Here is a 13396-nt window from a genome sequence, read left to right as displayed (position 1 = left end):
CCATGAAGAACACCAAGCAAATCGAACGCTGGTCGCCCTGGCTGCTGCTGGTCGCGGTGCTGCTGCTGTGGCAAGTGATCTGCGCGGGCTTCGAGGTTTCGGACTTCATCTTTCCGAGCCCCTTGCGCATCTGGAACCAGTTCTGGGAATACAAGGAAATCATCGCGGGCCATGCATGGCGCACTTTCTGGGTCACGATGGCGGGCTTCGGCCTGGCGATCGTGGTGGGCGTGCTGCTGGGCTTCGTCATCGGCAGTTCGCGCATCGCGTATGCGGCGGTGTATCCGCTCATGACGGCCTTCAACGCGCTGCCGAAGGCGGCCTTCGTGCCCATCCTGGTGGTGTGGTTCGGCATTGGCGCGGGGCCGGCGATCCTCACGGCCTTCCTGATCAGCTTCTTCCCGATCATGGTCAACATCGCGACCGGCCTGGCCACGCTCGAGCCCGAGCTCGAAGACGTGCTTCGCGTGCTGGGCGCCAAGCGCTGGGACGTGCTCATGAAGATCGGCCTGCCGCGCTCCATGCCCTACTTCTTCGGCTCGCTGAAGGTCGCGATCACGCTGGCCTTCGTCGGCACCACGGTAAGCGAAATGACGGCCGCGAACGAGGGCATCGGCTACCTGCTGATTTCCGCCGGCTCGGCCATGCAGATGGGCCTGGCCTTCGCGGGCCTGATGGTGGTGGGCGCGATGGCCATGCTGATGTACGAGCTCTTCAGCGTGATCGAGAAGCACACCACCGGCTGGGCGCACCGCGGCTCACAAGCATGAAGCACTCCCCCAGTCTTCGCGCACTTCGTGTCGCTTCGCCAACCCCCTCGCCGGGGGCAACACCAGCGGCCCGGCAAAGCCGGTTCCGCGGCGTTCCCCGAACGGACATGCGGGCATGACGCCGGCGCAAGCGATCCGCGCGCTGCGTCGCGCCGACGAGGTGGCCCGCCGCGCGATGGCGATGGGCCGCCATCCTTTCGGTGCCGTGCTGGTCGCGCCCGATGGCGAAACCATCCTCGCCGAGCAGGGCAACATCGACACGGTGCACCACGCCGAGGCCACGCTGGCGCGCCACGCCGCTCTGAACTGGCCGCCAGAGTACCTGTGGCAATGCACGCTGGTGACCACCTTCGAGCCCTGCGCCATGTGCGCGGGGACCAGCTACTGGGCGAACATCGGGCGCATCGTCTACGGCGCGGAAGAGTCGGCGCTGCTCGCGCTCACCGGCGACCACCCCGAGAACCCGACGCTGAGCCTGCCCTGCCGCGAGGTGTTCGCGCGCGGCCAGAAGAACATCGAGGTGGTCGGGCCGGTGGCTGAAGTGGCCGACGAGATGATCGCCACGCACCGCGGGTTCTGGGACCAGCGCTAGAACGCGGAGGGCGCCGCCGCGCTCACGTCGGCGCGCGCAACGATGTCGCGCAGGTCCGACCCGACGGCCAGCGTGCCCATGACACCGGCGTGCTGCCCGCCCAGTCGCGACGCCGCAAAGCGCTCCGCAACCGCGCCGTCGCTGTGCCGGAGCATCTCGCTCGCCTGCAGCGCCAGGGCCATGCGCGTCACCACAGCGCGCGCATTGCCCTCGTCGACGGGGCCCGCGTGCAGGTCGTCGCGCAAGCCGGCAATGAACTTCGCATGCGCCGCATCGGTAACGCCCGGCTGGGAGACTTCGTCGAGAAAGACGTCGAGCGCACCCTTTTCACGGTCGAGCGCACGCACCACGTCCATGCACATCATGTTCGTCGTGCCTTCCCAGATCGAGTTGAGCGGCGCCTCGCGGTACAGCCGCGCGATGGGGTTCTCCATGATGAAGCCGTTGCCGCCGTGGACCTGCAGCGCTTCGTAGACGAAGTACGTCGCACGCTGGCAGTTCCAATACTTGACCACCGGCGTCGCCACGCGCGCGAGCAGCCGCTCCCGTTCGTCCAGTGCCATGCTGTCGGTCGCCCGTGCAACGCGCATCGACGACCACATGGCCGCTTCGCTTTCCAGCGCCAGGTCGGCCAGCACGTTGGTCTGCATCGGCAGGTCGGCCATCCGGCGGCCGAAACCGTCGCGTGTCGAGGCGTGATGGATCGCCAGTGTCAGCGCCTGGCGCATCAGACCCGCCGAGCCCACCGCGAAGTCCATGCGGGTCAGGTGCGCGTGCGACAGGATCTCGCGGATACCGCGTCCCTCCTCTCCGACCAGCATGGCCCAGGTCTTGTTGAATTCGACCTCGCTCGACGCATTGGAGCGATTGCCGCACTTGTCTTTCAGGCGCTGTACGGCAATGCGGTTGGCACTGCCGTCCGGCAGGAAACGCGGAACGAACAGGCAGCTCACGCCGGACGGGGTTCGCGCCAGCGTGTAGAAGCCGTCCGACGTGGGCACCGAAAAGAACCACTTGTGGCCCGTCACCTGGTAGACACGCGCGCCGCCCTCGGTGCCGGCGAAGACGGCCGTGGTCTGGGTCTGGCGCAGGTCGGAGCCGCCTTGTTTCTCGGTCATGGCGTAGCCGATGACGGCACCTTTTTTCTGCGAGAGCGGCAGCCGACGGGGGTCGTAGTGCACGGACAGTGTCTTGTCCCGCCAAGCTGCAAACTCAGGCCGCTGCGCAAACCCTGCACAGGCGGCGTACGCCATGCCCATGGGGCATGCGGTGCCGTTCTCGACCTGGTTCCACAGGTAGCTCAGCACCGCGCGTGCCAGGTGGCCCGACGGCTCGGTGGTGGTCCAGGCCAGGCCGGCAACGCCGTGCCCGATGCCCAGCGCCATCAGTTGATGCCAGGCGGGATGAAACTCCACCCAGTCCAGGCGGTTGCCGAAACGGTCGTGCGTGCGCAGCTGGGGGCTGTGCTCGTTGGCCAATCTGGCCAGATCCTGCACCTCTTCGTTGCCCGCCAATGCGCCAATGCGCGTCGCGTGGGGCGTGCTCCAGGCCGCATGGCGCGCCACGAGTTCCCGCAGGGCCACATCGCCGGTGAACGCGTTGTAGCCGACGCAAGGCCGGGCCTGGTTCAAGACCTTGTGCGTTTCGACGCCCTCGGGCGAAGAGAATGCCAACGCCGGTGCGGTACTTTCGAGAGGCATGTTCATGAAGATCTCCTGGGCTGGCCGCGCTGCAGGCCCACCGTGCAACGCTGCGCCGTGGCCATGGTGAACCCTTCTTCGCGATCCGTGAATCGGTAGTCGCTCTTTGCCGGCCCGCGCATCGCCTCCCGAAGCAGCCACAATGGCACAGCCTTTGCGTGCCCGAGGTGCAGCGATCCGGCGGCTCCCCTGCCACCCTGTCGCGATGTAGTCTTTGGAATACACGATGCCGAGCACGCGGCCACCGGGCTCACCATTCAGGTGCCATGCCACCGGCCGGACGCGCAGGGCGTTGCAACCGCTGATCCCCACGGAGGCTTCCTTGGCCAAGCTGGACCCGCTGAACACATCGCGCTACTGGCATGTGCCGGACCTGCCGGGCATGGACATGCTGCACGCGGACTTCACGACCCACGAGTACGCGCCCCACGTGCACCATTCCTTCGTGATCGCGGTCACCGAAATCGGCGGGTCTGAATTCAAGAGCCGCGGGCGAACGGGCGTTGCGCATGAGCAAGCGCTGCTCGTGTTCAACCCGGCCGAACCCCATTCGGGTCGCATGGGCGGCAGCGCGCGCTGGCGGTACCGGTCTTTCTACCTGGCGGAGCCGGGCATCAGGCACCTGATGACCACGCTGGGCATCGACCAGACCCGGTACTTCGGCGCGAACGTCTTCTGCGACCCGGAGCTCATCGCCAGCTTCCTGGAACTGCACCGCGCCTTCGACGGAAACAGCACGCAGTGGGACCCGTTGCGCCAGCAGGAGCTGTTCGTCCACAGCTTCGGCACGCTCTTCCAGAACCACGCGCAGCCAGGGCAGCGCGTGCTCCCGGTGCCCGCGGACGCCCGCGTGCTGGCGCCCGTGCTCGAACTGCTGCACGACGCCTTCTCGGAGCGACTGACTCTCGAACAGATGGCCTCGGCTGCCGCGCTCACGCCGTTCCAGCTGATCGGCGCCTTCAACCGAACCATCGGGTTGACGCCCCACACCTACCTGACGCAGTTGCGGCTCAGGGGCGCCATCGCTCAACTCACGGCCGGCCGGTCCCTGATCGAAGCCGCCGTTGCCAGCGGCTTCTACGACCAGAGCGCCCTCACCCGGCATTTCAAGCGCACCTTCGGCATGACGCCCCTGCAGTACGTCCGCGCCCGGACCTGCTGAGCGGCCGCTTCTGCGGCCCTCGCGCCGCGCGTTGAAGACCTTTCCCCTTTTTTGCTCCCGCAGGGCCCTGCAGGGCACGCTGCGCGCCCGCGCCACCTGCGCGGGGATGCACCCCAACAGAGTTTCGACGCCCTTTTCGGCGCCAATGCTGCGCTGCGCAATTTTTGCCAATACGGGCATCCACGCGCTGTCTATCGTGCAACTCAATGACTCAGGTCCACGCAAAGTAATCAGTTGGTTTTCAATGACATTGAACTCACAGGTGACCCATGCAAAATGTTGATCGCGGCATTACCGGTTCTTCGCTCGCAGGCTCTGCAATCCTGCTGGAAATAGGCGCGGAGTACGGAATCATCGAAATTCTCCAGAATTCGCCTGTCGTGGACGCCGCAATGGCATCACGTTCGTGCGGCATCAAGGAGTCGGTCATTTCAGCCTACCTCGACTCGCTGAGCAAGGCGGGCATCATCGAGGTATTGAATCCACAGGCACCGGCAACCTACAAGGCCGGCAGCAATTTCGACGAATTGATCAACGAGGTCGGCTACCTTTCCTGGGCATTGCGCGCCTGCGCGCCCTTGATCAACAACGCAAAAGAATTCTCGGAGAACAACGAAGAGGCGCAAGCCAAATACCCACGAAGCGGCGGGCTGGTGGCGCGCACGTCGAAATGGATGGGGGAGAAATCCTTTTACCCGCAGCCCGAAAATGCCATCGTTGCCATGGCCCCCAGGAAAATCGTGGATCTTGGATCGGGTTCAGGCGGCTTCCTGATTCGCATGCTCAAGAAGATTCCCGGCGCCACCGGCATCGGCATCGACCTGAGCGCATCAGCCACCGAACAGGCCGTTCGCGCGGCCAGCGAAGCGGGCATGAGCGAACGGCTGCAATTCGTGACCGCGCCGATCCAGATTCTGGTGGAAGACGCTTCCCTCATCCAGGACGCCGACATCATTCATGCGGGCTTCGTGATGCACGACCTTCTTCCCGCCGAAGAAGAAACGCTGGACGCATTGCTGCGCGCCTGCTGCGCCAATGCCACCAAGGGCACGCTGATCATCGTCGATGCAATTCCCGTGGCGCCGTCCAACTGGGAGAAGCCGTTTGCTGCGGCGTTCAATCATTTGCACAACCATTTCATGTCCAGAAAGCTCCTGAGCGAAGACGAATGGACTGAAAAAATGTTCCGTGCAGGCTTTTCGAATGTACGGGTCGAAGTTCTCGATCACCCTGGGGGGCGCATGCTGATGGCAAGCAAATAATGAAATTTCCACGGCATTTTTTAACCAACTGTAATTAGGAGTACGTCATGAGCGTTACCATTTCCGATCTGGTTGAGAGAGTTGAAAATCATCGCTGCTATTCCCATCCAATTTTCCGAAATTGGGTGAAGATCGAACCCGAGCCGCCCGTGGTGGGCGCACTCTTTCACCAGATCCAGAGCTTCTGCGCATCGACCCGGCCGGGATGGAATTTTCCGACCGCGCTCAAGACGCACGGGCTGCACCGGCAAAGCGAGCTGCTCGAGGAAATCGTCGAGAGCGAATCGGGCCACGGTCCCGAGCTGGCCACCATGGCGGGCTACATCGTCAACCAGTCGGCCGAGCGGCCCGTGTTCGCGGACCTCTACAACCAGGAGCAGGTCGAAGCCAAGCTCAAGGATTTTTCCAACCAATTGCTCGGCACCTTGCCCGGCTACGACATGGAGACCGGCATGACGGCGCAGGTTCGCAAGGCCATCGGCGTCTTCGAGCACCGCAAGCTGACGGACATCGAAAACACCTACCGCAATCTCGGTACCACGCTGGCGCTGGAGATGATCTCCAACAAGCAATTGATTCCGGGCGAAAAGTATTGCCTGGTCGACAGCGGCATTTACCACGCGAACCTCGACGTGCCCGAAATGCACTACCTGCTGGAGCACTGGGGCGAAGTGGGCGCCGAGCAGCACCACGAGCAAAACGCGCGCACGGCGGTCGAGCTGGCCCTGGAGACGGAATACGCCCATCTGGTCATCGAAGGCGCGGACGATTTCCTCGACTCGCTGACCGGCCTCTGGGACGTTCTGGATTCGGCCTTGCTGCAATCCGGCGTCGCGGAAGAGCGGAAATTGGCGTATGTCTAGCCAGGGGCTTCGCTGCTTTTTCGCCTGAATCGCATTTTCAGCACCGAACGAGGTTGCCCATGGCCGCTTACCTGATTGGCCGGATGTCCATTGTCGATCCGGATCAATACAACGAATACAAGCAGCTCACGCCCGGGATCATCGAGAAATTCGGCGGCAGGTTTCTGTCGCGGGGAGGCGAACGCATGCATCTGGAAGGCGTTCTGGACGATCGGCGCGTGGTTCTTGTCGAATTCAAATCGGTCGACGCCGCGAAAACCTTTTACGAGTCGCCGGAATATACCTACGCACGGACCCTGCGAAATGGCGCTGCAATCGATATGCAGCTCGTGGTGGTCGAGGGATTTGAAGCGCACCAGACCGTCGCCCCTCGGCTTGATTGAAATTAAAAAATAACCGACTGGCGCGACCGATGGAGACTCGGTCGCGCCTGAATTACAAATGACAACATCCATTGCACTACCGGTCGCATCCAAGAGTAATTTCCTGTCATTCATGGCGCTGCTGTTCGGCGCGGCGGCGCTCGCGCTGGGCGGCGTCTTTCTCCGGCACAGCGAATTGCCTCCGACGGCCAGCGCGGTGTATCGGGTAGCGCTCGCCATTCCCATCTTCTTCCTGCTCGACAGGCTTGCCGCAAGAGCAGAGCCTGTGGGCATGAGCATTTCGACACCCGAAAAAATGCCGGTAATTCCGATCAAGCTCATTCTGGTCGGCTTCATTTTTTCGGGAAACCTGGCGCTCTATCACTGGTCCATGACCTTGACCACGCTGGCCAATTCGAATTTGCTCGCCAATCTCGCGCCGATCTTCGTGGTGCTCGGGTCGAGGTTGTTCCTGGGCAAGAAATTCAGTTCCGGATTCCTGTTCGGCATGCTGTTCGCATTGGCCGGCGCGTTCATCCTGATCGGCCACCGGCTCGACTTCGGCTCCAACTACATGACCGGCAATCTGCTGGGGCTGCTGACGGCGGTTTTCTACGGGTCGTACCTGCTGGCAGTGAGCCTCGTGCGTTCGAACTACCGGACCATGACCGTGATGGCCTGGAGCAGCGTGGGCACGCTGGTCGTGCTGTTGCCCATCACGCTGCTGCGCGGCGAATCACTGGTTCCGCACACGCTCAACGGCATGCTGATGCTGCTGGCGCTGGCGGTCGTGTCCCATGTCGGCGGCCAGGGCCTCATCGCCTACGCGCTGGCCAAGCTCCCCGCGGCGCTTTCCTCGATCACCCTGCTGGTGCAGCCCGTCATTGCCACCGTGCTCGGCGCCTACCTGTTCCACGAGTACCTGAGCGTTCCCGAATTCGTGGGGGGCGCCGTCATCCTGATCGGCATCGTGACCGCGCGCCGGTTTTCCTAGACATCCCGCAACCGAGGAATTCATGTCCCCTTATCTTTGCCATACCGAGCCCGATTGCTTCAGCTTCGAAGCCAACGTCGTGGCGCGCCGCCCGAATGCCGTTCTGCTTGATCGGTCTTTCTTCTATCCGGGCGGCGGCGGGCAACTGGCGGATCGCGGCGCGCTGCAATGGGCCGGCGGCGAGGCCAGGATCGCCCGAATCGAGATGGAGGGCCGCAATGCGTGGCACTGCTTCGATGACGCGGACATTGCCGCCATGTCGGCAATGCCCGCGGAGAAAGTCGTCGCCCACGTGGACCGCGACTTCCGCCTCATGATGAGCCAGCTGCACACCGGCCTGCACATCCTCAACGCGCTGGTCTATCAGCGCTTCGAGGGTTCGCTGGTCACGGGCGTGCAGATGGCGGCCGACGGCACCGCCCGCATCGACTTCGACCTGCCCGAGGCCGACAACAACGACCTGCGCAAGCTCGAGCCCGAGCTCAACACCCTCATCAGCGACGGGCTGCAGGTGAATGCGGTGTACCTCGACGCGAGCGCGCTCGCGCGCGAGCCAGGCGTGCTGCGCAGTCGTTCGGTCGCACCTCCGAGCCAGGACGACGGCACCACGCGCATCATCGAGATCGTGGGGCTGGACCGGCAGGCCTGCGGTGGAACGCATCTCACGAAGACCTCGCAATCGGCACCACTGCGCATCCTGAAGATCGAGAACAAGGGACAGCACAACCGGCGGATCCGGATCGGCCTGGTCAGGTAGGCCGCGCATGCCCGTCGAACAGGTTCAACAGGGCCCGGCAGGCCCTCTGCCCGACGGATTCCTGCCGCCGAACTGCACCTTTGCCGCGCAGGACTGGCAGGTTCTGGCCAGGCTGTGGTTTCCCGTTTCCCGCGTCGACGAGGCCACGGCCTCGCCGCGGCAGGTGACGTTGCTGAACCTGCGGCTGGCCGTCTACCGCATGCCCGAGGGGGTTCGCATCGGCCGCGACATGTGCCCGCACCGCGGGCTGCCACTGAGCACGGGACGCATCGACGACGACCAGCTGGTGTGCGCCTACCATGGCCTGCGCTTCGATGCCGACGGGCAGTGCCTCAAGGTGCCCGAGAAGCTCGCACCCAAGCCGGCGGCATGTTTCAGGGTCACGATGTTTCCGGCCGTGGAAAGGTACGGGCTTGTCTGGACCTGCCTTGCCCCCGAAGACGAACCGGTCATACCGCACATTCCCTCGAAGATCGAGGCGACCGTCCCGGGCGGACCCGCATCCGAGATCCAACTTCAGGTCGAAGATTGGATGAACTCGGCGAAATTCGATTTTCCGGGCTGTGAAGTAACGATCACCCCCAGCCACTGCCTGTCACTGCGGGCCCTCGCCCTGAACGAGTACCGAAGGCTGTTCGACACGATGGGCCTGACCATGGCCGCACACGCCTTGCCGGCCTCCCTCGCCTGACTGTTCGGCCTCGACGCCCGGCATCAAATTTTCGCCAATATCGCAGCGCGGCCCTCTGCCATGCTGTGACGCACAGCGAGGCCATCACATGACGCACATCTTTCGCCCAGCCAGCCCAGACGTTCCGGCGCTCACGTGCGCGACAGGCGGTGTGCGGCACGTGCCGCTGGTGCTGTACCTGCATCGCCTGCTGCTGTATCTAGCTTGCATCGGAAGGTATAGATCCGCCGGTCCGGCAGCCGTGTCCGCAACCGTTCACATCCCATTCGAAGAACAAGATGACTGTCTCTCCTGGCATGACCACCGTCGAGATATTGCGGACCCTGGTGGCATTCGACACGACCTCGCATCGCTCGAACCTCGAGCTGATCCATTGGATCGCCGACTACCTGTCGGCGCACCGGGTGAAGGTGCATCTCGTGCACAGCGAAGACGCACGCAAGGCGAACCTGCTGGCCAGCATCGGCCCCGACGCGGCGGGCGGCATGGTGCTGTCGGGGCACAGCGACGTGGTGCCCGTGGCCGATCAGAACTGGCGCTCTGACCCCTTCACGCTGGTCGAGCGAGACGGTCGCTTCCATGGCCGCGGCGCGGCAGACATGAAGGGCTTCATTGCCGCGTGCCTGTCGGCCGTTCCGTCGTGGCAGCAGCGTTCACTGGGTCGTCCGATCCATCTCGCCTTCTCCTACGACGAAGAGATCGGGTGCCTGGGCGTTCCACAGCTGGTGAGCCGTCTGCAGACGCAAGTGGCGGCACCCGCGGTGGCCATCATCGGCGAGCCGACGCAGATGCGGATCGGCGTCAGGCACCGCGGTTTCTTCGGGCATCGGGCGCTCTTCAGCGGGATGCCCGCGCATTCGAGCGACCCGTCGCTCGGCGCCAGCGCCATCGAGCCGGCCGCCTACCTGGTCACCTGCCTGGCGGGGCTGCGCCGCGCCTTTGCCAGGCAGGGCAACGAGGCCACGCTCAACATCGGCCGGATCGACGGCGGCACCGCGATCAACATCGTGCCGGGCTGCTGCGAGGTGTTGTGGGAGTTCCGCCCGCAGGACGAAGCTGCGGTGCAAACCGTTCACGAGGCCGTGCGGCAAGCCCTGAGCGACCTGCCCGCCGGCGTCACGGTCGACGCCGTGCAGGTTGCGGGCGTGCCGGCGCTGTCCACGCGCAACAACGGCGCGGCGGTTTCGGTGGCGCGCGAACTCGGCGCGCTCTGGCCGGAGGCCGACCTGCCGTTCGGCACCGAGGCGGGCTTCTTCCAGCAGGTCGGCATTCCCACCGTGGTGTGCGGCCCCGGCTCCATCGCCCAGGCGCACCAGCCGGACGAGTGGATCTGCGCCACGCAGCTGCAGGCCGCCGACCGCTTCATGCAATCGGCCGGCGCATGGGCGGCGGCCCCTTTGTCCACTCCCTCGCCCATTCAAACCGCATGACCCGGAAATGACAGATCTCAAAGACACCTTGAACCTGCTGAAAACGCCGTTCCCCATGAAAGGCGACCTGCCCCGCCGCGAGCCCGAACGGGTCAGGCGGTGGGCCGAACAGCGCGTGTACCAACGCATGCGTGCTGCGGCGGCCGGCCGCCCGCCGTTCGTGCTGCACGATGGTCCGCCTTATGCGAACGGCGACATCCACATCGGCCACGCGGTGAACAAGGTGCTGAAGGACATGGTGTTCAAGAGCCGCTTCTTCGACGGCTTCGATGCACAGTGGATTCCCGGCTGGGACTGCCATGGCATGCCCATCGAGCACCGCATCGAGCAGACCCACGGCCGGGGCCTGCCGACCGAGCAGGTTCAACAGCTGTGCCGCGAGTACGCCCTGCTGCAGACGCAGAGCCAGAAGAAGGACTTCCTGCGCCTGGGACTGCTGGGCGACTGGGACCACGCCTTTCGCACCATGGACTTCGGGACCGAGGCCAACGAGATCCGCTTTCTCGACCGTATTCGCCAGCGCGGCCTGCTGTTTCGCGGCCAGAAGCCCGTCAACTGGTGTGTCGATTGCCAGTCGGCCCTGGCCGAGGCGGAACTCGAGTACGCGCCCAGGCGTTCGACCACGGCCTATGTGGGACTGCGGGTGCTGGACGCGGTCGATTTCGCCTCGCGCTTCCGATGCCACCCCGTGCCCGACAAGCCGGCGCGGCTCGCCATCTGGACCACCACGCCGTGGACGCTGCCAGGCAACAAGGCCGTGGGCCTCGACCCGAATGCCAGCTATGGCCTCTACGACACGCCCGAAGGGCTGCTGGTGATGGCCGTGGAAAGCAGCAAGACACTGCTCGGCGCCCTGGGGGTGGCGCACGAACCCTGCGCGGTCGCGCCCGGCATCGACCTCGTCGGCCTCATGCTCGCGCACCCGTGGCTGGCGGCCGAGGTGCCCGTGGTGGCGGCGGACTTCGTGTCGCTCGACACCGGCACCGGCCTGGTTCACCTGGCGCCGGCACACGGCGCGGAAGACTTCGAGCTGTGCCGCGGCCTGGGCATCACCGGCGACAACGTGATCGACGGCGCCGGCCAGTTCGTGGCCGGCTTGCCGGCCGTCGGCGGCATGGCGCTGCAGGAAGGCAGCAAGGCCATCCTCGAGACGCTGGCGGCGAACGGCGCGCTGCTGCGGCAGGCGCACATCGAACATTCGTATCCCCACTGCTGGCGCCACAAGACGCCGATCCTCTTTCGCGCGACGACCCAGTGGTTCATCGGCATGGACCGCCGGGCGGAGGGCGACGCGCGCACGCTGCGCGAAACCGCGCGCGAGGCGATCAAGGACGTGCCGTTCTACCCCGCGTCGGGCCGCTCGCGCATGGAAGCGATGATCGACGGCCGGCCCGACTGGTGCGTGTCGCGCCAGCGCTCATGGGGCGTTCCGCTCGCCTTCTTCGTGCGGCGCAGCGACAGGTCCTTGCACCCCGAGACCGCACGCCTTGTCGAGGAGGTGGCGCAGCGCATCGAACGCGAAGGCATTGCCGCCTGGACCCGGCTGAGGCCGGCGGACCTGGGGCTCGACGAAACCGAGTACGAGAAACTGGCGGACACGCTGGACGTGTGGTTCGACTCCGGCTCCATCCACGCCACGGTCTACCGGGACCCGAAGCGTCCGGACGCGCACGGCGGACAGGCCGACCTTTACCTCGAAGGCTCTGACCAGCACCGCGGCTGGTTCGGCTCCTCGCTCATGACCGGCTGCGCGGCCGACGGCCGCGCGCCGTTCAAGGCGGTGCTGACCCACGGCTTCGCCGTCGACGCCCACGGCAAGAAGATGAGCAAGTCGCTGGGCAACACGGTCAGCCCGCAAGAGGTGGCCGACACACGGGGCGCGGACATCCTTCGGCTGTGGGTGGCCAGCACCGACTACGCCACGGACATCTCGGTGTCGAACGAGATCCTGGACCGCGTCGTCGAAATGTACCGGCGCATTCGCAACACGATCCGCTTCCTTCTGTTGAACGTGTCGGACTTCGACGCCGCCGCCGACGCCGTGCCCGCACGCCATCTGGAGCCGGTCGACCAGTACGCGATGGTGCGCTGCCGTGAGCTCGTCGCGCAGTGCCGCCAGGGCTACCGCGACTACGACTTCGTGGCGGTGACACGGCTCATCCACGGCTACTGCGCGGAAGAACTCGGCGGGTTCTATCTCGACGTGCTGAAAGACCGGCTGTACGCCAGCGCACGCGACGGCCACGCAAGGCGCAGCGCGCAGACAGCGCTGCACGTCGTCCTGAAAAACCTGCTGCTCCTGGCGGCGCCGATTCTCAGCTTCACCACCGAGGAAGCCTGGGCGGTGCTGATCGGGGCCGACGACGACAGCGTGTTCGTCCACACCTGGGACGAAGCCGCGCCGCCTCAGCTCGACCTGTCGCACCTCGGCGAATTCTGGCGGCAGGTGAAACAGCTTCGCCCCGGCGTCATGAAGGCGATCGAGGACGTCCGGTCGTCCGGCGCCGTCGGCCGCTCGAGCGAGGCGAGCATCGTCATCGAGGCACCCGCGCAGGTCATCGAAGCGCTGGCGCCCCTGCGCTTCGAGCTGCCGTCGATCTTCATGGTCGCCGAAGTGGCATTGAAGGCAAGCGGCGCGGTCGACATCAAGGTGCGGCGAACCGCGGCGCTGCGCTGCGCCAGGTGCTGGCGGCATGAGGCGACCGTGGCGCCCGACGACGCCGGGCAAGACATGCTGTGCGACCGGTGCCAGGGGGTGCTGCGCGGCTTTCCCGGCTTCGCGCGGGAAACGATGTCGTCGCCAGCGGGATGAC

Annotated in this window: 12 protein-coding genes; 11 read left to right on the top strand and 1 reads right to left on the bottom strand. The window is 65.2% G+C overall.

The features are described from left to right. Positions 1-2 precede the first annotated feature (2 nt). A complete protein-coding gene (locus ACSFBM_RS20555; RefSeq protein WP_435486029.1) occupies positions 3-770 on the top strand; it encodes an ABC transporter permease in 768 nt (255 codons plus the stop codon). Positions 771-885: 115 nt separating this feature from the next. Beyond that, the gene (locus ACSFBM_RS20550) at positions 886-1362 is read left to right on the top strand and encodes a nucleoside deaminase (RefSeq protein WP_435486028.1); all 477 of its coding nucleotides are present in this window, start codon (positions 886-888) and stop codon (positions 1360-1362) included. Here ACSFBM_RS20550 and ACSFBM_RS20545 read toward each other — a convergent pair. Then, positions 1359-3068, bottom strand: coding sequence for an acyl-CoA dehydrogenase family protein (locus ACSFBM_RS20545; protein ID WP_435486027.1), 1710 nt, complete (start codon positions 3066-3068; stop codon positions 1359-1361). The two genes, ACSFBM_RS20550 and ACSFBM_RS20545, sit on opposite strands and share 4 nt — an antisense overlap. Positions 3069-3384: 316 nt before the next feature. Between ACSFBM_RS20545 and ACSFBM_RS20540 the strand changes: the two genes are divergently transcribed. The 9 genes from ACSFBM_RS20540 (at position 3385) to ileS (ending at position 13395) form a co-directional block, all read left to right on the top strand. Then, positions 3385-4224, top strand: coding sequence for an AraC family transcriptional regulator (locus ACSFBM_RS20540; protein WP_435486026.1), 840 nt, complete (start codon positions 3385-3387; stop codon positions 4222-4224). A 269-nt stretch (positions 4225-4493) separates the two neighbouring features. Continuing rightward, positions 4494-5486 carry a class I SAM-dependent methyltransferase gene (locus ACSFBM_RS20535; RefSeq protein ID WP_435486025.1) on the top strand — a complete coding sequence of 331 codons (993 nt, stop codon included), beginning with the start codon at positions 4494-4496 and terminating at the stop codon, positions 5484-5486. A gap of 47 nt (positions 5487-5533) precedes the next feature. Then, positions 5534-6349, top strand: a complete 816-nt coding sequence (locus ACSFBM_RS20530; protein ID WP_435441575.1) for a hypothetical protein — start codon at positions 5534-5536, stop codon at positions 6347-6349. Between the two features lie 59 nt (positions 6350-6408). Then, entirely contained in the window at positions 6409-6732 is a 324-nt protein-coding gene (locus ACSFBM_RS20525; protein ID WP_435441574.1) for a DUF1330 domain-containing protein, read from the top strand. Between the two features lie 112 nt (positions 6733-6844). Then, positions 6845-7705: a DMT family transporter gene (locus ACSFBM_RS20520; protein ID WP_435486024.1), complete on the top strand. Its 861-nt coding sequence runs from the start codon at positions 6845-6847 to the stop codon at positions 7703-7705. Between the two features lie 22 nt (positions 7706-7727). Next, positions 7728-8462, top strand: a complete 735-nt coding sequence (locus ACSFBM_RS20515) for an alanyl-tRNA editing protein (protein ID WP_435486023.1) — start codon at positions 7728-7730, stop codon at positions 8460-8462. Between the two features lie 7 nt (positions 8463-8469). Further along, complete coding sequence (locus tag ACSFBM_RS20510) at positions 8470-9153, top strand: Rieske 2Fe-2S domain-containing protein (protein WP_435486022.1); 684 nt, start codon at positions 8470-8472, stop codon at positions 9151-9153. 278 nt (positions 9154-9431) lie between these two features. Beyond that, positions 9432-10583, top strand: a complete 1152-nt coding sequence (gene argE / locus ACSFBM_RS20505; RefSeq protein ID WP_435441570.1) for an acetylornithine deacetylase — start codon at positions 9432-9434, stop codon at positions 10581-10583. Positions 10584-10590: 7 nt separating this feature from the next. Beyond that, on the top strand, positions 10591-13395 hold the full coding sequence (ileS, locus tag ACSFBM_RS20500; protein WP_435486021.1) for an isoleucine--tRNA ligase: 2805 nt from the start codon (positions 10591-10593) through the stop codon (positions 13393-13395). The last annotated feature ends 1 nt before the right edge of the window (position 13396 follow it).

The organism is Variovorax pasteuri, assembly GCF_051216435.1.
Lineage (GTDB): Bacteria > Pseudomonadota > Gammaproteobacteria > Burkholderiales > Burkholderiaceae_C > Variovorax.
The sequence above is the reverse complement of the archived record's forward strand: the minus strand, read 5'-3'. Positions and strand labels throughout refer to the sequence as shown.

What these genes read in the sequence shown, in the direction of transcription:
- ACSFBM_RS20510 (WP_435486022.1), top strand. Translation starts at nt 8,470, where the DNA reads ATGCCCGTCGAACAGGTTCAACAGGGCCCGGCAGGCCCTCTGCCCGAC.
- ACSFBM_RS20555 (WP_435486029.1), top strand. Translation starts at nt 3, where the DNA reads ATGAAGAACACCAAGCAAATCGAACGCTGGTCGCCCTGGCTGCTGCTG.
- ACSFBM_RS20525 (WP_435441574.1), top strand. Translation starts at nt 6,409, where the DNA reads ATGGCCGCTTACCTGATTGGCCGGATGTCCATTGTCGATCCGGATCAA.
- ACSFBM_RS20515 (WP_435486023.1), top strand. Translation starts at nt 7,728, where the DNA reads ATGTCCCCTTATCTTTGCCATACCGAGCCCGATTGCTTCAGCTTCGAA.
- ileS (WP_435486021.1), top strand. Translation starts at nt 10,591, where the DNA reads ATGACAGATCTCAAAGACACCTTGAACCTGCTGAAAACGCCGTTCCCC.
- ACSFBM_RS20535 (WP_435486025.1), top strand. Translation starts at nt 4,494, where the DNA reads ATGCAAAATGTTGATCGCGGCATTACCGGTTCTTCGCTCGCAGGCTCT.
- ACSFBM_RS20550 (WP_435486028.1), top strand. Translation starts at nt 886, where the DNA reads ATGACGCCGGCGCAAGCGATCCGCGCGCTGCGTCGCGCCGACGAGGTG.
- argE (WP_435441570.1), top strand. Translation starts at nt 9,432, where the DNA reads ATGACTGTCTCTCCTGGCATGACCACCGTCGAGATATTGCGGACCCTG.
- ACSFBM_RS20545 (WP_435486027.1), bottom strand. Translation starts at nt 3,068, where the DNA reads ATGAACATGCCTCTCGAAAGTACCGCACCGGCGTTGGCATTCTCTTCG.
- ACSFBM_RS20520 (WP_435486024.1), top strand. Translation starts at nt 6,845, where the DNA reads ATGGCGCTGCTGTTCGGCGCGGCGGCGCTCGCGCTGGGCGGCGTCTTT.
- ACSFBM_RS20530 (WP_435441575.1), top strand. Translation starts at nt 5,534, where the DNA reads ATGAGCGTTACCATTTCCGATCTGGTTGAGAGAGTTGAAAATCATCGC.